General features: G+C 33.7%; 18 protein-coding genes and 1 pseudogene. 13 read left to right on the top strand and 6 right to left on the bottom strand.

What is annotated here, in order from left to right; translation table 11 throughout:
• The 4 genes and pseudogenes from ACE01P_RS07210 to ACE01P_RS07195 all read right to left on the bottom strand — a co-directional run.
• Nucleotides 1-411, bottom strand: a pseudogene (locus ACE01P_RS07210) (sugar kinase); the annotation flags it as partial.
• A gap of 231 nt (nucleotides 412-642) precedes the next feature.
• A complete protein-coding gene (locus tag ACE01P_RS07205; protein WP_379695728.1) occupies nucleotides 643-1,527 on the bottom strand; it encodes an alpha/beta hydrolase family protein in 885 nt (294 codons plus the stop codon).
• 16 nt (nucleotides 1,528-1,543) lie between these two features.
• On the bottom strand, nucleotides 1,544-1,939 hold the full coding sequence (locus tag ACE01P_RS07200; RefSeq protein ID WP_379695726.1) for a hypothetical protein: 396 nt from the start codon (nucleotides 1,937-1,939) through the stop codon (nucleotides 1,544-1,546).
• Nucleotides 1,923-2,510 (bottom strand): RNA polymerase sigma factor, encoded by a 588-nt coding sequence (locus ACE01P_RS07195; protein WP_379695724.1) that lies wholly within the window; start codon nucleotides 2,508-2,510, stop codon nucleotides 1,923-1,925. The genes ACE01P_RS07200 and ACE01P_RS07195 overlap by 17 nt, the downstream gene beginning before the upstream one ends.
• 278 nt (nucleotides 2,511-2,788) lie before the next feature.
• Between ACE01P_RS07195 and ACE01P_RS07190 the strand changes: the two genes are divergently transcribed.
• On the top strand, nucleotides 2,789-3,136 hold the full coding sequence (locus tag ACE01P_RS07190; protein WP_379695722.1) for a DUF6249 domain-containing protein: 348 nt from the start codon (nucleotides 2,789-2,791) through the stop codon (nucleotides 3,134-3,136).
• 52 nt (nucleotides 3,137-3,188) lie between these two features.
• Here ACE01P_RS07190 and rnhA read toward each other — a convergent pair whose 3' ends face one another.
• Nucleotides 3,189-3,665, bottom strand: coding sequence for a ribonuclease HI (rnhA, locus tag ACE01P_RS07185; RefSeq protein ID WP_379695720.1), 477 nt, complete (start codon nucleotides 3,663-3,665; stop codon nucleotides 3,189-3,191).
• 246 nt (nucleotides 3,666-3,911) lie between these two features.
• Nucleotides 3,912-4,487: a phosphoribosylglycinamide formyltransferase gene (gene purN, locus ACE01P_RS07180; RefSeq protein ID WP_379695718.1), complete on the bottom strand. Its 576-nt coding sequence runs from the start codon at nucleotides 4,485-4,487 to the stop codon at nucleotides 3,912-3,914.
• Between the two features lie 175 nt (nucleotides 4,488-4,662).
• On the opposite strand from purN, the gene ACE01P_RS07175 reads away from it, so the two are divergent.
• The 12 genes from ACE01P_RS07175 to ACE01P_RS07120 all read left to right on the top strand — a co-directional run bounded on the left by ACE01P_RS07175 (nucleotide 4,663) and on the right by ACE01P_RS07120 (nucleotide 18,256).
• The gene (locus tag ACE01P_RS07175; RefSeq protein WP_007137004.1) at nucleotides 4,663-4,899 is read left to right on the top strand and encodes an acyl carrier protein; all 237 of its coding nucleotides are present in this window, start codon (nucleotides 4,663-4,665) and stop codon (nucleotides 4,897-4,899) included.
• Nucleotides 4,900-5,137: 238 nt separating this feature from the next.
• Nucleotides 5,138-6,391: a beta-ketoacyl-ACP synthase II gene (fabF, locus tag ACE01P_RS07170; RefSeq protein WP_111368511.1), complete on the top strand. Its 1,254-nt coding sequence runs from the start codon at nucleotides 5,138-5,140 to the stop codon at nucleotides 6,389-6,391.
• Nucleotides 6,392-6,401: 10 nt separating this feature from the next.
• Complete coding sequence (gene rnc, locus ACE01P_RS07165) at nucleotides 6,402-7,142, top strand: ribonuclease III (protein WP_198854956.1); 741 nt, start codon at nucleotides 6,402-6,404, stop codon at nucleotides 7,140-7,142.
• A gap of 125 nt (nucleotides 7,143-7,267) precedes the next feature.
• Nucleotides 7,268-7,756 (top strand): IPExxxVDY family protein, encoded by a 489-nt coding sequence (locus ACE01P_RS07160; protein ID WP_379695716.1) that lies wholly within the window; start codon nucleotides 7,268-7,270, stop codon nucleotides 7,754-7,756.
• Between the two features lie 5 nt (nucleotides 7,757-7,761).
• Nucleotides 7,762-9,195, top strand: coding sequence for a pyruvate kinase (pyk, locus tag ACE01P_RS07155; RefSeq protein WP_379695714.1), 1,434 nt, complete (start codon nucleotides 7,762-7,764; stop codon nucleotides 9,193-9,195).
• Nucleotides 9,196-9,798: 603 nt separating this feature from the next.
• Nucleotides 9,799-11,472, top strand: a complete 1,674-nt coding sequence (locus ACE01P_RS07150) for an arylsulfatase (RefSeq protein WP_379695712.1) — start codon at nucleotides 9,799-9,801, stop codon at nucleotides 11,470-11,472.
• A gap of 60 nt (nucleotides 11,473-11,532) precedes the next feature.
• Nucleotides 11,533-12,549: an HAD family hydrolase gene (locus ACE01P_RS07145; protein ID WP_379695710.1), complete on the top strand. Its 1,017-nt coding sequence runs from the start codon at nucleotides 11,533-11,535 to the stop codon at nucleotides 12,547-12,549.
• A 96-nt stretch (nucleotides 12,550-12,645) separates the two neighbouring features.
• Complete coding sequence (locus tag ACE01P_RS07140; protein WP_379695708.1) at nucleotides 12,646-13,458, top strand: hypothetical protein; 813 nt, start codon at nucleotides 12,646-12,648, stop codon at nucleotides 13,456-13,458.
• Nucleotides 13,459-13,470: 12 nt separating this feature from the next.
• Entirely contained in the window at nucleotides 13,471-14,871 is a 1,401-nt protein-coding gene (locus tag ACE01P_RS07135; protein WP_379695706.1) for a DUF2252 domain-containing protein, read from the top strand.
• 281 nt (nucleotides 14,872-15,152) lie between these two features.
• Complete coding sequence (locus ACE01P_RS07130; RefSeq protein ID WP_379695704.1) at nucleotides 15,153-15,731, top strand: DUF4136 domain-containing protein; 579 nt, start codon at nucleotides 15,153-15,155, stop codon at nucleotides 15,729-15,731.
• Between the two features lie 126 nt (nucleotides 15,732-15,857).
• Entirely contained in the window at nucleotides 15,858-17,033 is a 1,176-nt protein-coding gene (locus ACE01P_RS07125) for a helix-turn-helix domain-containing protein (RefSeq protein ID WP_379695702.1), read from the top strand.
• Between the two features lie 62 nt (nucleotides 17,034-17,095).
• Nucleotides 17,096-18,256 carry a BamA/TamA family outer membrane protein gene (locus ACE01P_RS07120; protein WP_379695700.1) on the top strand — a complete coding sequence of 387 codons (1,161 nt, stop codon included), beginning with the start codon at nucleotides 17,096-17,098 and terminating at the stop codon, nucleotides 18,254-18,256.
• Nucleotides 18,257-18,281 lie beyond the last annotated feature (25 nt).

Genomic DNA, 18,281 nt, shown 5'->3' with positions numbered 1-18,281 from the left:
TTGATCTAAAACACTGCTTTGTACTAATGGGTGTAAGTTTCCTAACATTACAACATCAGCATCTTTGTAGTTTTGAGGAACTTTCGGCTGAAAATCAGCTAAAACGTTCAATTCAGTAACTAAAGTATCTCTAGAATTTAAATCGTTGTGGTATAAACCGCTCCAGAAAAAGGTCTTTCCTCCTTTTACAATTTCGATACCAGAGATATCAATATTTTTTGAAGTCAATAAATCTAAATGTTCTTGAGGAAAATCGTCGCCAACTACAGAAACAATGGCTGATTGCAAGTTAAAAAATGACGCTGATAATCCGATATAGGTTGCAGCACCACCTAAAATTTTATCTGTTTTTCCGAAAGGAGTTTCAATCGCGTCGAAAGCAACTGTTCCAACAATCAATAGTTTATTCATTTTATGAATTTCGAATTAGGGTGCAAAGATACTTCATAAGTTACAATCTTGCAATGGTTTAGGTTCTCAAAATTTTCTTAAAAAAATGACAACGATTTCGAAGTAAAACTATTGTAAATGAATTGATTAAAATGGGTTTGCTAGAAAGCTTAAAATATGTTTTCTAGAGTTAAGTTGCAACTTTTTCGAAAAAAATTGCGATTATTTTACAGCTTCTTGAAAATGCTTTTTTTAATTAATATTTTTCATCCAATTAATTGCATCCTTCATCGGTTCCTCAGATTTGGAAAATGCGGTATTGTGTCCTAAATCTGGAAACAATTTATAGTTGTAATTTTTTCCTTTAGATTTTAATTTATCAAGATATTCAATTGATAGTTTCACGGGAACTTGAATGTCTTTGCCTCCAAAAATCCAGAGTCCTGGAATTGACAATTTAGAAAGAACATCATTAGGATTTGTATCGATGAATTCATATTTGTCTGGATCATTGAATACATGTTTTCTCGCTTCTTCTTCTGAATGCGTATCCCAAAAATTTTTATCTCCATTGGTATAAAATTGGAATCTCAATTGTTCTTTAACGGTTATAAGTGCTCCGCTAAAAATCGTCATAAATTTAACTTTCTTATTTTTTTCTGCAGCCAATGGAATTATCCATCCGGCTTGGCTACCGCCTATTAAACCAATTGCTATTTTATTGTTTGATAAAGATTTAGATAAAGTATTTACAGCAGCACTAGCATCTAAAGATAAAAGGTTTAGGTTTGAGAAATCAACATTATTAGTTCCTACTTCAGGTCCAGCATATACACCTTGTGATTCTCCAACTCCACGTTTATCATAGGTTAAAACTGCGATTCCATTATTGGCTAGAGTTGTGGCAAAGTCTATCATTCTTTTTTCTTGTCCAGATCCATGAATAATTACAACGGCGGCCTGTATTTTATTAGGTATAAAAATAGTTCCAGCAAGAGAAAATCCTTCACTAACAAATTTTATTTCTTTAGTGGTAAAGTTTGTGGGAGTTGCTGAAGCGTAACTCGAGACAAAAAACAACAAGCTTAAGAGGGAAAATGTAAATGCTTTTAAACCTTTGATTTTGATATTTTTCATTTCTTTTAAAATAATATTACATCTGATATTTTTTATCAAAATAATTTTTCAAAACACCAATCTGAATCAGCATCATAATAGGAACAATCAAAAAGGCATACAAGATGTTTTTTGAAATATGTATTCCAGAAAAGATCGCTGCAATTTTATCTGTGTATGTTTTTCCTATTTCTACATTATTTTCAGCTCCTGCAAAAAGAATATTGTAAACAACTAACATTATTACTGATAAACCAATAAAAATCCATGTTGATGTTGAAATCAAAGGTTTGTATGGTTTTATTTTTGCCTTTTCAGCAACAAGAATTTGCGACATCAAGTTCGAAGTAAAGTCGGCAGATGGCGATTGCAGTGTGTTTTCGGCCATCATTTTATCAATAAGATTTTCTAAGTTTTTATCGCTCTCTTTCATAATACTCAACTATTTCGGGTTCTAACTGCGTTTTTAAAATGGTGGCTAATTTTTGTCGGCTTCTAAATAATTTTACTTTGACATTATTAGTATTTATATTCATGATTTTGCCAATTTCTTCTAAACTCTGATCTTCAAAATAAAAAAGCGTTAGCAAAAAATTGTCATCACTTGGTAACAAATTTAAGCAATTTTGAATTGCCTGCTTTCGTTCTTTATCTTCTAAAGCACTCAAAGCATTTTCCATTGTTTTGATTAAATGTGACGAAAATTCATCAATGGAAATATTATGTTCTTCTTTTTTGCTTTTCTTCAAACGATCTAAACATGTATTATAGGAGATTTTGTAAATCCACGTTGAAAATTTTGAATCGCCTTTGAACTTGCTTAACGAATTAAACGTTTTTATAAAAGTGTCCTGTGTGGCTTCTTCGGCTTCTTCTCTGTTTTTGACCATTTTGAGTGACAATGTAAAGATCATATCTTTATAACGATCAACCAGCACGGCAAACAAATTGGTTTCGCCTTGCAGAATTCTGTCGATATAATGCTGATCATTTAAAGTACTCATATTATATAAGACGACATGTCTTTTGTTTAGGTTACAAGAATTTGAAAAAAAATTCAATTTTTAAATTTTAAATCCCCAATTCCAATTGATGGAACTATATATAGGTAAACTTTGTTAAAACTTAAAATTTTGACAAGGTTTCAAGGATTAAAATTAATTGATTATCAGTAAGTTTTGGTTCTGAAGTTTTAAAAATTGAATTTTTTTTCAAATTCTTGTAACCTCAATTTAAAAGGTGTCGTCATATGGAGTATCAATCAATTAAAAAATATAAAATCATGGGACCAGAAATTTTAGTACCACTTAGTTTTTTTGCAATGATCTTTGGGATCGTTTATTTAGTTTACTCAACAAGAAACAGAGAACGTTTAGCACTTATAGAGAAAGGTGTTGATGCCAGTATCTTTTTTCAATCAAAAACAAATAGGGTTTCGGTATGGAAAATTCTTGTAGTAAACCTGGCATTTTTATTAATCGGTAGTGGTGTTGGAATTTTCCTTGCTTTGGTAATTACAACTTACACTTCTCTTAATGATGGCGCTGTTTATCCTTCAATTATTTTTATAATGGCAGGTATCGGACTTTTGGTTGGATTTAAAACTGCAAAAGATCTGGACAAAGAATAAAGATTTTAGATTAGTAATGAAAAACGCATCAATTAATTGATGCGTTTTTTTTTTATTCTTTAGATCCGATAGTTTCGTAATATTCATCAACAGAAAGTTTTGGCTGCATTGAAGCCATTACAGCCAATTGATCACAACGTTCGTTTTGAGGATGATTGTTGTGGCCTTTTATCCATTTAAAATCCACTTGGTGTTTGCGATATGCAATTAAAAAACGTTTCCATAAATCTGGGTTTTTACGACCGGCAAATTTCTTTTTTTCCCAACCCATAACCCATTTCTTTTCAACAGAATCTACCACATATTTAGAATCGGAAATTACCAAAACTTTCATGTTCGGTTTTTTTAGCTTTTCTAAACCGACAATTACGGCTAGAAGCTCCATTCTATTATTAGTAGTCAAACGAAAACCTTCGTAAAATTCTTTTTTATGCGGTGTTCCGACTAATTCCATTACGACTCCATAACCTCCATTTCCTGGATTTCCTTTAGCAGCGCCGTCTGTATATATGTGTACTTCGTGGGTCATTTAATTATTTTAGATTGTAGATTTCAGATTTTAGATTGATCTAAGATTGAGCCCAATTATTGTTTTGTGTTTTAAACCATATAAGTATATAAGGGCATATAACCTACTTGAATGATTTCTAAGCTAGTCAAAGCGCATATAAGTTATATAGGGATATGAATTTTTGGAATAATTTCGTAGCTATTAAAGCATATATAGGTTTGCTTTTAAATGAACTTATATGGCTTATATGGTTTAAAATTAATTTTAGTTTTTAGAATTTTCCTCAAGGATTTTATGAATAATCTCAGGAAAATGTTTTTGCTCCAATTCATGAATCTTCTCTGCAACTGTTTCTGGAGTATCTTCATCTGTTAAGGCAACATTTGCTTGAAAGATAATCGCACCTTCGTCATAGTTTTCATTAACATAATGAATAGAGATTCCAGTTTCTTTTTCTTTATTATTTACGATTGCTCTATGTATATGCATTCCATACATTCCTTTGCCTCCATAATTAGGTAAAAGGGCTGGATGGATATTAATTATTTTGTTTGGATACTGTTCGATTATGTTTTCTGGGAACTTTAGCAAAAAGCCAGCTAAAATTATCAAATCCGGGTCGATTTCCTGTACTTTTTGTAGTACGTTTCTTTCTAAAAGTTCATTTTTTGAGAAGATTTCGACAGGAATTTGATGATTTTTTGCTCTTTCAATCACTTTTGCCGAAGCATTATTTGTAAAGACCGAAACGACCTTTGCAATTTCAGTGTTCGAAAAATATTTTATAATGTTCTCTGCGTTACTTCCTGATCCTGAGGCGAAAACGATAATTTTTTTCATAAAGTTGTGTGTTTTGAGAGTGCAAAAAACGGAATAAAAATCGAAAATAAATAGCTTTAAAAGACCTTTCTTGAAATTAATTTTATAAATTAGTGTTACATTTATTAACTAAATCATGGTTTTAAAATAAAGTTTTTTATTTTTGCCAACAAATTAAATTCTAAAATTAAAGATTATGTCAGACATTGCATCAAGAGTAAAAGCGATTATCGTAGACAAATTAGGTGTTGACGAAAACGAAGTTGTAACAGAAGCAAGCTTCACTAATGATTTAGGAGCTGACTCATTAGACACTGTTGAGCTTATTATGGAATTCGAAAAAGAATTTGATATTCAAATTCCAGACGATCAAGCAGAAAACATTGCTACTGTAGGTCAAGCTATTTCTTATATCGAAGAAGCAAAAAAATAATAATACCACACCCGATTTCTAAAAGTCCCAATTTTTGAAATTCCAAATTCCAGTTGGAATCTGATTTTTGATTTTTGAAATTTTTAAGAGTCGGGTGTTATTATTTTTTTTTAAATTTTAAATTTAGATTGATTTTCAATCAAACAAGATATATTTTATTGTAATTCCCATGGCTCTTAAATAACAATAAGTTAAGAAAGCGTGGGTTTTATTTGTTTAAAGTACAAAACACATATTTATGGCATTAAGGCGAGTTGTTGTAACAGGATTAGGTGCACTTACTCCTATTGGGAATAATATCCAAGAATATTGGAATGCACTTGTGAATGGGGTTAGCGGAGCCGCTCCGATCACATATTATGATACCGAGAAGCACAAAACGAAATTTGCCTGCGAAGTGAAAAACTTCAATATTGAAGATTACATGGATCGCAAGGAATCTCGTAGATTAGATAAATTTGCACAATATGCAATTGCTGCCAGTGACGAAGCTATTAAAGATGCTGGAATCACAAATGATAACGTAAACAAACAAAGAGTTGGTGTTATCTGGGGAGCAGGAATTGGAGGTTTAGAAACTTTCCAAGATGAAGTATTGTATTATGCAAAAGGTGATGGAACTCCAAAGTTCAATCCTTTCTTTATTCCTAAAATGATTGCTGATATCGCTCCTGCGCATATTTCTATGCGTAACGGATATATGGGGCCAAATTACACAACGGTTTCTGCTTGTGCATCTTCTGCAAATGCATTAATCGATGCTTTCAACTACATTCGTTTAGGAATGTGCGACGTTATTGTTTCTGGTGGTTCTGAAGCTGCAGTTACAATTGCTGGTATGGGAGGATTTAGTTCAATGCACGCTTTATCTACAAGAAACGAAAGCCCAGAAACAGCTTCAAGACCTTTTGACGCAACTAGAGATGGTTTCGTATTAGGAGAAGGAGCAGGAGCATTAGTTCTTGAAGATTACGAGCATGCAAAAGCAAGAGGCGCAAAAATTTATTGCGAAATTGGCGGAGGCGGTATGTCATCAGATGCTTACCACTTAACTGCACCACATCCAGAAGGAATTGGAGTTATCGCAGTAATGGAAAACACATTGAGAGATGCTGGAATGACGCCTGATCAAGTTGATCATATCAATACTCACGGAACTTCTACTCCATTAGGAGACGTTGCTGAGTTAAAAGCGATTAGTAAAGTTTTTGGTGATCACGCTAAAAACATCAACATCAACTCTACAAAATCTATGACAGGACACTTACTTGGTGCTGCTGGAGCTATTGAAGCTATTGCTTCTATCTTGGCAATGCAACACGGAATTGTTCCTCCAACGATTAACCATACTGTTGTTGACGAAAACATTGACCCATCATTAAACCTTACTCTAAACAAACCTCAAAAAAGAGAAGTAAATGTTGCTATGAGTAATACATTTGGTTTTGGTGGACACAATGCTTGCGTATTGTTTAAAAAACTAGCTGATTAATTTTCTGTATATGAATATTATCAAAAAAATATTTTCTAAATCCCGTTCTCTAGAAGACGGGATTTTTTTTGACACTATTCAGAAAATTCTTGGTTTTCCGCCTACAAATGTTGATTTTTATCGAAGGGCTTTCACGCATCGTTCTTCTAATAAGTTAGATCAAAATGGGCATCCTATCAATTACGAACGTTTAGAATTTTTAGGAGATGCTATGTTAAGTGCCGTAATTGCTGCGCATTTATTTAATAAAGCTCCAAATGGCGACGAAGGTTACTTAACCAAAATGCGTTCGAAAATTGTGAGTCGAGAACATTTGAACGAATTAGGAAAAGATTTAAATTTAGTACAGTTTGTAGAAAGCAAAGTGCCAATTCAGCACTTTGGAGAAAACATTCACGGTAATATTTTTGAGTCTTTAATTGGAGCAATTTATTTAGATAAAGGCTATGCTTTCTGCGAGAAATTCATCCAGAAAAGAGTAGTTACTCCTTATGTCGATATTGCTCGACTAGAAGGAAAAGTTATAAGTTATAAAAGCCTTGTTATCGAATGGTGTCAGAAAGAAAAAAGAGTTTTTCATTATGACATTTTTGAAGATAATGGCATAGACGGCCAGCGTTTATTTGGTGTCAAATTAAGTATCGATGATAAAGTTGTCGCAAGAGCGCGTGCAACTTCAAAAAAGAAAGCAGAAGAAAAAGCATCGCAAAGAGCTTATTTTGCATTTCAAGAGAAAATTGACAAGAAATAGCTGCAAAAATGTTGTAACTATCACAAGTCTACAACGTTTTCGTTTATAATTTAACAAAACAAGCACGTCATAACTGTTGATGCTCCGTTTAGAAATAGTATATTTACAACTTGATTTTTCAAGACATGGCTATTCATAAATTGGATTTAGACGAATTTGACGAAATTGATTATTATTTAATGGCAATTCATACTTCATTAGAAGATTATAGATTGGCTTATTTTATTAATAAAATCCTTCCGATCAACTTAAGTAAGAGCAAACACGAGATCCATGCTCAAACTAAGGAAGGTGAAGCAAATTTTTCTAGATTCTATTATTACGATGAAGAAAAAGCTGTTTCCTGGAATTTAATTCAGAATAAAAATGAAATCATTTCTGTGAGTACAAATGATTTTCAGAATTTGTTTTCTAATGAAACAAGTGAGGTTTCGACAACAATTCATTTACTTCCTGAATTTAAAAAAGTCGATTTTTTCCTGAAAATTGATAATAGCGAAGAGGCGCTTAATTTTTCAGAAATTCAACAAAAATTAAACACAATAGAAAGTATTGCGGCTATTTATGTCGTTGATACAGACAAAATAAAATCAAAAAACAATCTAATTTTTTAAAAAAAATGTTAACAAACAAGAAAACCAAAATTGTTGCTACACTTGGGCCCGCTTGTAGTACAAGAGAGATCATTAAAGATATGATCGAAGCAGGGGTTAATGTGTTTAGAATCAATTTTTCGCATGCAGATTACGAAGGAGTAAAAGAGAAAATCGATATCATTAGAGGATTAAACGAAGAGTTTGGTTACACTACAGCAATCTTAGGAGATTTGCAAGGGCCAAAACTTAGAGTTGGTGTGATGGAAGAAGGAACTGTTGTTCACGATGGAGACGAAATCACTTTTACAACAGCAGAAGATATTGTAGGAAATGCTAAAAAAGCATTTATGAAATATCAAAATTTTCCAAATGATGTAAATGTTGGAGAGCGTATTTTGCTTGACGATGGTAAACTTATTTTTGAAATTGTTTCTACAGATAAAAAATCAGAAGTTGTTGCTAAAGTTATTCAAGGTGGAGAATTAAAATCTAAAAAAGGGGTTAATCTTCCAAACACAAAAATTTCTTTACCAGCTTTAACTGAAAAAGATATTGCTGATGCAATTTTTGCAATTGAGCAAAAAGTAGACTGGATCGCACTTTCATTCGTAAAGACTCCTCGCGATTTACAAGATTTACAAGAATTAATTGCTAAGCATTCTGAAGTTAAAATTCCAATTATTGCTAAAATTGAAATGCCAGAAGCTCTAGAGAACATGGATAAAATTGTAGCATATTGCGATGGTTTAATGGTTGCTCGTGGAGATCTTGGTGTTGAGCTTCCTGCTCACGAAGTTCCATTGGTACAAAAAGATTTGATTAGAAGAGCTAAAACGGCTAGAATTCCTGTTATCGTTGCTACACAAATGATGGAGACAATGATTACAAGTTTAACTCCAACAAGAGCAGAAGTAAACGACGTTGCTAACTCAGTAATGGATGGTGCAGATGCTGTAATGTTGTCTGGAGAAACTGCAACTGGAAACTACCCAGTTCAAGTAATTCAAAGAATGGCACAAATTTGTGAGGCTGTTGAGAATTCACCACTTATTCAAGTTCCACAAAATACGCCACAAATTAAAACAAAACGTTTTGTTACTAAAACTGTTTGTCACCAAGCAGCATTATTGGCTAACGAAATTGAAGCTAAAGCAATCTGTACTTTAACAAACAGCGGTTATACAGCTTTCCAAATTTCAGCTTGGAGACCTTCAACAGCACACATTTTAGTATTTACTTCAAACAGAAGAATCTTAACACAATTGAATTTATTATGGGGAGTTAAATCTTTCTACTATGATAATGAAGAAAGTACAGATGATACTGTAACAGATGTAAATCAAATTGCAGTTAATAAAGGTTATGCACAAAAAGGAGATTATTTAATCAACCTTGCTGCAATGCCAATTAAAGATAGAGGAATGGTTAACACGATGAGAGTTTCTGAAATCGAGTAATATTTCTTTAAATATTAAAAAAAGCCGTTTATATTTTTAAACGGCTTTTTTGTTTTTAATGATTTTTGAAAAAAAAATCACTTTACTTTCCTACCCAATATTTTACTCTTTGGGGATGTTTTCTGATTTAATTCTCTGATAATCTGATGGTAATTTAGATGAAAAACTAGGTTTTTTCGTTTCATCTTGTTGCAAAATTGAAAAATGCCTACGCTAAAAACGGATTCAACCCATCATTTACTTCTTTTTTACTTTTTTACGAAGAAAGTCATAACCACTTAATTTTCTGACGTTTTGGTGTGTTTCATTTTAGAAAATGAAACAATTTGATGCAAATTTTCAAATTATGTTGTTTCATATTATAAAATGAAACAAGCTCTTGCCTAATAAATACGATTGTTCGCTTACTTATTGGTTAATTTTGAGATACTTAAGAAAAAGTTAAAAATATTTTGTTTCAAATTTTTAAATAAAATGAATTTGAAACACATCAAAAAAATGAAACCTCAATTGAGTGCATTTTTTGAAACTTACAATTTTCCCATTTGTTTTTTTAGATTTTTCAAACTCATACAATAAGAATTATTAACGAATTTTTTTATCATGAAACAAATCAAATTAAAATGCGGATTTATAAATACCATTCAGGTATTGGCAGTATTATTTTTATCTGGTGTTTCTGTTACGGCACAAAGTAAAAAACCAAATATCTTGGTGCTTTGGGGAGATGATATTGGAATTACTAATATTAGCGCGTATAGTGACGGACTTATGGGATATACTACACCCAATATTGATCGTTTAGCAAACGAAGGAATAAGATTTTTACATTATTATGGAGAACAAAGCTGTACTGCTGGACGTGCAGCGTTTTTGACTGGACAGCATGGTATTCGTACAGGACTTACAAAAGTAGGTTTTCCTGGAGCGCCAATGGGAATGAGTCAATTAGATCCTTCTGTTGGTGGTATCATGAAAAGCCTTGGTTATGCAACAGGGCAATTTGGTAAAAATCACGTGGGAGATAGAAACGAAAGTTTGCCAACAGTGAATGGTTTTGATGAATTTTTTGGAAATCTATATCACTTAAATGCTGAAGAAGAGCCAGAATTGCCAGATTATCCAAAAGACCCAGAATACGTGAAGAAATTTGGGCCAAGAGGAGTACTAAAATGTACCGCAACAAATGTAGATGACGCAACTACAGATCCACGTTTTGGAAGAGTTGGAAAACAAAAAATCGAAGATACAGGAGCGCTTACTAAAAAAAGAATGGAAACTGTAGACGATGAAACTTCTGCAGCAGCTATTGATTTTATTAAAAGACAAAATGCAGCCGGAAAACCATTTTTCTGTTGGTTTAATGCGACTCGTATGCACCTTCGCACGCACGTAAGAAAAGAACATAGAGGAAGATATACGCATGGAGATAGCGAATATATAGACGGTATGATCGAGCATGACGAAACTATTGGAAGTATTTTGAAAGCTCTTGACGATTTAGGAATTGCAGACAATACAATCGTAGTGTATTCTACAGACAACGGTCCTCACATGAATACTTGGCCTGATGGAGCAATGACATCGTTCCGTTCAGAAAAAAATACAAACTGGGAAGGAGCTTTCCGTGTACCTTGTATTGTAAGATGGCCAGGACACATTAAACCAGGTACTATAACTACAGAATTGATGAGTCATAACGACTGGATTCCAACTTTTGCTTCTATTGCTGGAGAGCCAGATATTACAAATAAACTTTTAAAAGGCTATAATGCAAATGGTAAAACCTACAAAGTGCATTTAGACGGTTTTGACCAAACAGATTTATTAAAAGGAGGAAAAACCCATAGAGACAAATTCTTCTATTCTGATGATGATGGATTGTTAGTTGGTCTTCGCGTAGGCGATTATAAATATGTTTTTGCAGAACAACGTTTAGCAGGAACTATGGGAGTTTGGGCAGAACCTTTTACAGAACTTCGCCTTCAAAAAATATTTAACTTATACCAAGATCCATACGAGCGAGCTGATTTTACTTCAAATACTTATTGGGATTGGTTAATTAATCACGTAGGATCTGTTTATGGTGCAATGAACGATGTATTTGTTTTTGCAGAAACATTCAAAGAATATCCACCACGTTCATTCCCGCCAAGTTTTAATCCAACAGTTATACTTCAACAGACTATTCAAGGTATTAAAACGCAACAGTATGTTGAGAAAAACATTTTACCTAAAATGAAAGAAGAAGAGGCAGCTTCAAAAAAGAAAAAATAAATCATAACAAAAGAGATTCAGATTGAAGAGTCTGAATCTCTTTTATTAAACAAAAACACCATGAGAAAAAATATATACTTTTTGTCTCTAGTAGTTTTGTTTTTCTTTTCCTGTAAAAAATCTGATACGTTAACTTCCCCAACAACAGAGAGTAAAAAAACAGAAACTACTGCAGGCGGCGATCCTTTGCCGAGCTGGAACGATGGAGCGTTAAAAAGCGATATTATTGCTTATGTCGAAAAAGTGACCAAAGAAGGAAGTCCAGACTTTATTCCAGAGCAAGATAGAATTGCAACTTTTGATAATGACGGAACGTTATGGGCTGAAAAACCTTATGTACAAGAACTTTTTGCTTTTTATAAAGTGCAAAAAATGGTTGAAGCTAATCCTGAATTGGCAAAAAAACAGCCTTTTAAAGCGGTTGTAGAAAAAGATAAAACGTTCTTTGAAAAAGGAGGAGATAAAGCACTTATAGAACTCGTTGCGGCAACTCATACCGGAATGACAGAAGATGAATTTGAAACTTCGGTTGCAGATTTTTATAAAAATGCCAAATATCCTGGCAAAAATGTTCCTGTAAAACAAATACGCTATCAGCCGCAATTGGAACTGCTGAATTATCTCCGTGCCAACGGATTCAAAACCTTTATCGTAACTGGAGGAACAATAGAAGTAGTGAGAGGAATATCTCAGGACTTTTACGGAATTCCGAAAGATCAGGTTGTGGGGACTTCTTTCAAATATAAATATGATGGAGCTAAAAATGCTGTACAGCGAGAAGGGGCTTTAGATCATTTTAATGATAAGGAAGGAAAACCTGTCGGAATTCAATTGCACATTGGACAACGACCTGTTTTTGCTTGCGGAAACGAGGGCGGAGCAGGAGATATTGCCATGTTAACTTATTCGCAAGGCAACAAATACCCTTCTTTTCAATTATTGGTAAACCATAATGATTCGATAAGAGAGTTTAGTTATCAAGAAAAAGATAATGCATCATTAAACGCTGCCGCTAAAAACAAATGGCATGTTGTGGATATGCAAAAAGACTGGAAAAAAGTTTTTTCCGATAATTAGATTGAGTTAGTTAGAATTAAAATGAAACAACTTTTTTGGTTGGGTTGTTTCATTTTGATTTAAAGAACATTTATAAATTTTAAAATGAGCAATCCTATGAAGTTTTATAATGTTATCAAATCACTTTTAATTGCTGTTTCTTTAGTTTTTAGTCTTAATACTTATGCGCAAGAAGATAAACCGGGAAGTAGTCCTCAGGAACTTGCTGATAAATTAGCAAATCCGGTAGCAAGTTTAATTAGCGTACCGCTTCAGAATAATTTGAATTACGGAATCGGGCCGTACAATGGTGTGAAGTATACCATCAATGTACAACCTGTTATTCCGTTTAAATTGAGCGACAACTTAAATTTAATAAGCCGATGGATTCTTCCAGTTGTGGATCAAAGAAATATTACGGGATTAAATTCTCATGAATTCGGTTTGAGTGATGCTACAGTTACAGCGTTTTTTGCTCCAAAAAGCGAAAAAATAATATATGGAGTCGGACCTGCATTTTTAGTACCAACAGCTACAGATAAATTATTAGGAACAGAAAAATTTGGTGTTGGACCTAGTGTTTTGGTAATGCATCAAGGAAAAGGACTTTCAGTTGGTTTTATTGCTAATCAGATTTGGTCTGTTGCAGGAGCAAATGATCGCGCCGATTTCAATCAATTTTATACGCAGATATTTCTTTCTCATAGTTATAAAAGTGGAGCAAACTGGGGTGTAAATGCCGAGATTACTCAAAATTGGGAAGGCAATACTACTTTAATTTCTTTGAATCCAATGATGGGCGGAATTACAAAATTTGGCAAACAAGTGGTTCAGTTTTCTGTCCAACCACTTATTCCGATTGTGGGGCATCAAAATATAAAACCAGATTGGGGTTTAAGAGCCGTAGTCGCTTTTGTATTTCCTCAATAATAAATCAATAAGATGTCTGAAAAATCAAAACATATAGACAAAACCATATTTGATCCTGTAATATCAAAGGCAGAGCGTTATGAAAGAGGAGCTTCTATCAGAAACAAAACGCCATTGGCAAATCATCAGGAATGGAATTCTTTTAAAAATCGAAAAGATCCAGTAGACATTTTGATTCAGACGAGTATAGGAAGAGTTGAAAGTTTATTGCCAATTCGGTACAGAAGAATGATGGAATCGCCGTTTTCTTTTTATAGAGGAGCCGCCGCTATTATGGCAGCAGATTTGGCCCATACTCCTGTGTCGGGAATAAATCTTCAGCTTTGTGGCGACTGTCATTTAATGAATTTTGGAGGTTTTGCAACTCCCGAACGCAAATTGGTTTTTGATATTAATGATTTTGACGAAACTTTTCCAGGGCCTTGGGAATGGGACATAAAAAGATTAGCGACAAGTTTTGCTATTGCGGGACAATGGCGAAAATTCTCCAAAAAGAACTGTAAAGAATTTGCCTGGCATGTTGCTGACAGTTACAAAAGGCATATGATTGATTATAGCAAATTATCGGCTCTTCAAATTTGGTATGCCGATATTGATTTTGCAGAATTGATTGATTTAGGCCACGACAAAGAACTCAAAGAATTTGATCAGAAGAGAATAAAAAAAGCGTCGGAGTATACCGCGCACGAAAAGGAGTTTGCAAAGATGACTTATTTTGATGGAGCCAGAGCGCGCATAAAAGATGATCCGCCACTGATATTTCATCCTAGTGGAGATTTGGAAAAACAAATTGCGAAGGAAGGTGAAATCATTCATAAAAGATATGTAGAATCTCTTTCAGAAGATAAACAGGTTTTGTTAAGCAGATATATGATGCACGATGTGGCCATAAAAGTCGTTGGCGTAGGAAGTGTTGGTACTCTTTGCGGAATTAGTTTATTAATGTCTGCTACTGGCGAACCTATTTTTTTACAATTTAAAGAAGCCAGAAAAAGCGTTCTTGAAGAAAATGTGAAAATCAAAGGTAAATATACGCATCAGGGCGAGCGTATTGTTATGGGACAAAAATTGATGCAGTCTGCTTCTGATATGTTTTTGGGCTGGACAAATGACAGCAGAAATAAGTTCTTCTACATTCGTCAGCTTAGAGATGCTAAAATAAAACCAGTTTTAGAAGTTATGAAACCCAAAAATATGGCAGATTATGCCAAAGCCTGCGGCTGGGCGCTTGCGAGAGCTCACGCGCGTTCGGGAGATCCCTCGATAATTTCGGGCTACATTGGAGATACAGACGAATTTGCCGATGCAATTGCTGAGTTTTCTATTTTATATGCTGCTCAAAACGAATCGGATTATAATAAAATGTTAGAAGCAATAAAACACGGAAAATTGCCAATTGCGGCCGAAATCTAATAATATAGTGCATAGTTGTACAAAGTAAAAATATTTCAAAAAGAATCGAATCAATTTTGGACTAAATAAAGAGACAAAACATAAAGTAAGATTTTATTTATTTAATAGTGTTAATTAAATAAAATAATTTATCTTTGATAGCCTTCTAAGTAATTGTATAATAGTTGTTTGTGTTGTAATAAGCATTATTGACAAGTGTTACGCCCCTCGTTCAAGATTTTTACGATTTTAATACATTCGAGTTAAACTGATTTAATTATTAATTTAATAAATGCAACAACATGAATATTAAAAGAACAAGTCTTCGTATAATCCCAATTTTATTTTTGGGTCTTTTTTACAGCTGCTCTCCAACTGTAAAAGTTACAACCGATTATGATCATTCGGCTAATTTCAGTGAATACAAAACCTTTGCAGTTTACGATTTAAAAGCGCAGCAAGGCCAAGTGAATCAGCTTAATGTTGATCGTGTTGCAAAAGCAATCAGAAATGAAATGCTGGCAAAAGGATTTACAGAATCTAGCAATCCAGATTTAAAAGTAAATGCAGTTTCTATATTAAAAAACAAAACTCAAGTAACAGCCGACACTAATTTTTATGGCTATGGCGGAATGTATCGTCCATACGGATATTGGGGCGGTGGCGCCATGATGGGTGGCGGTAGCACAACATTCAATACCTACGATTATGTTGATGGCTCGTTGGTTATAGATATCGTGTCTACAAAAACAGATAAATTGATTTGGCAAGGAATCGGAAATGCTGAAATTGACAGCAGGCCAGATAATCCAGAGCAATTTATTAATGATGCTATCACAAAAATATTAGCTGGTTTCCCTCCAGGAGCAGTTAAAAAATAACTTTATAAAATATAGTTTTTGTACTTGCCAATCTACGGCAAGTACAATGCTTTGTATCTACACGCCATTTCTCGTATTCTATTTTTAAGATTTTAAGAAAACCATACACTAATTAAACTTAAAAAAATGATCGATATCTTGCTCTCACTTTTCTTTTTCGTAGCTACAATTGCAGGTCTGGCAACTTCAATTATGGTTTTATTTTCCAGAAAAAACTATTCTAAGAGTTTCTTTTTGGGAATGTTTTTATTGAGTCTTGCGGTGGTAAGTATCTACAATTTTTATCTGTCGGCCAATTTATTTAAAAATTTCCCAGATTTATTTACCATTACAAAAGCGTTTATATTTTTAACCGCACCGTGCTCATTTTTGTACGTTAGAAACATTTTATCGCTGAATAAAAGTTTCAGAAAATACGATTGGTTGCATTTTGTGCCATTTGCTATCTATTTCTTTTTAACGCTGATTGTTTATGTTGGAAGTTACACCGATATAAAAGCCGTTCATTACCTTGGACAATTAATCCAAAATCCATTTTCTGTTTTAACACTGACGATTTGGCTTTTCTATGTCTTTTTTCAAACCATGTTGATTTTAAACTATGATCTGAAAAAAATTACAGGAAACCAATTTCATCATAATAAAGTAATTAATTGGATTAGAGTATACAACCTCATGATTTTGTTCTTGTTTTCGGCACTTTTTGTACATCATTTTTTGTTGCAAAAAGTAGATGCAGCAGATCTTTCGTGTTACGTTCTAATTTCTTCCGTATTGTTTTTTACTGTCGGATGGCTTTATTTCAGACCTCAAATTTTTCATGATGAAGAAGAAACATTCGATTTTGTTGTCGACAATACATTAGTCGTAAAAACAAAAGAAACAAAGGCTACCATTCCAATTGCAAACGAACTGACTCTCGAAAAAAGAGAAGAATACCTTTTAAAACTGGATTATGAGTTAAACTCGAAAAATTTATTCTTAAAAAAGGATTTTGTAATCAGAGATTTAGCCGAAGAAACAGGAATATCTGTGCATCATTTATCCAATTTAATTAATTCTGAATTTGGTCTTCATTTTCAGGATTATGTCAACCTTAAAAGGATTGAATATTTTAAAGACAAAATAAACGATCCCGAATGGAAAGACTTATCATTAGAAGGTATGGCGTGGGGTTCTGGTTTTAAATCTCGAACTACTTGTTTTAGAGCGTTTATAAAACACACCGGAAAATCTCCTTCAGAATATTTTAAAACTATCCGAATAAATCCTGATCGTTCAGAAGCTTATTATTTTAAGTAAAATTCTTCTGGCGTAGGTTGGAGATGAGGTAAAATTTTAAGTATAAACGATAAAAATCTTATATGAAAAACAAAAAACCGACACAAAATAACATCTTGTTTTTGCTTTGGATTATCTTATCGTTTAATGTTTTAAGCGCGCAGAAACACCAAGTAGTATTTAAAGATTCTCTAGACGGAGCTTTCGATTTAAGTGATTTTCTAATTTACGCCAACGGATTTATAGTAGTGCCAACCATTATTACAGAACCTGCAGTTGGCGGATTTGGAGGCGCCGTTGCTCCGGTTTTCTTAAAAAAACGCCCTCCAGTTATTGAAGAAGACGGAACTAAACGTCTTGTAAATCCAGATATTACGGGAGGTTTAGGAATGTATACTGCAAATAAAAGCTGGATGGCAGGAGCTTTCCGTTCGGCTACATTGGTAAAATCTAAAATCTTATATCGTGGTTTTGCGGCTTATGGCGATATGAATTTATCATTTTATGCTAACAATAGACCAAACTTGGCCGATCAGGAATTTAAGCTCAATTTTAAATCTACTATATTTTATACGCAATGGCTCAAGCAATTTAAAAATGCAAAATGGAGTGCAGGACCGCAATATTTATTTTTAAATTCGAAAATAAACCTGCCCGATTTTAATCTTCCGCCGCCATTTGTTGATCCAAAAGATATTAAAAGTACTATAAGTCAGTTGGGAGCTGCGCTGCAGTTTGACGGGCGTGACAATATATTTACACCAGATAAAGGAATCCGGATTCAGTCCGATTTTTTCTGGTCAGATAAGGCACTTGGAAGCGATTACCAAGCTTGGCGCATAAATTTATCGGCAATAGGGTATTATCCGTTGGCGAAAACATTAATTGGCGGACTAAGGATTGAAGGGGAGCAGGCGTTGGGGAGTCCGCCTTTTTATTTAAAACCAGGAATCAATTTGCGAGGTATTCCGGCAGCTAGATACATGGGAAATACCAGTATCGTTTCTGAAGCCGAGTTAAGATGGGATGTCTACAGACGATGGAGCGTAATGGGATTTGGAGGTCTCGCAAGCGCTTTTGACGATTGGGACAAAGCCTTTGCCAAACCTGTTGTTTACAGTTACGGAACTGGTTTTAGATATCTTTTAGCTAGAAAATTTAAGCTTAGAATGGGTGTAGACGTTGCTAAAGGGCCAGAAGAGTGGGCGTATTATATTGTTTTTGGAAGCAATTGGATGCGATAATTTTTTAGTCTCAGTCTCAGTTTTC

Origin of the sequence: Flavobacterium sp. HJSW_4, from assembly GCF_042436695.1 — a bacterium.
Classification (GTDB): domain Bacteria; phylum Bacteroidota; class Bacteroidia; order Flavobacteriales; family Flavobacteriaceae; genus Flavobacterium.
This window is presented reverse-complemented; position numbering and strand designations above follow the sequence as displayed.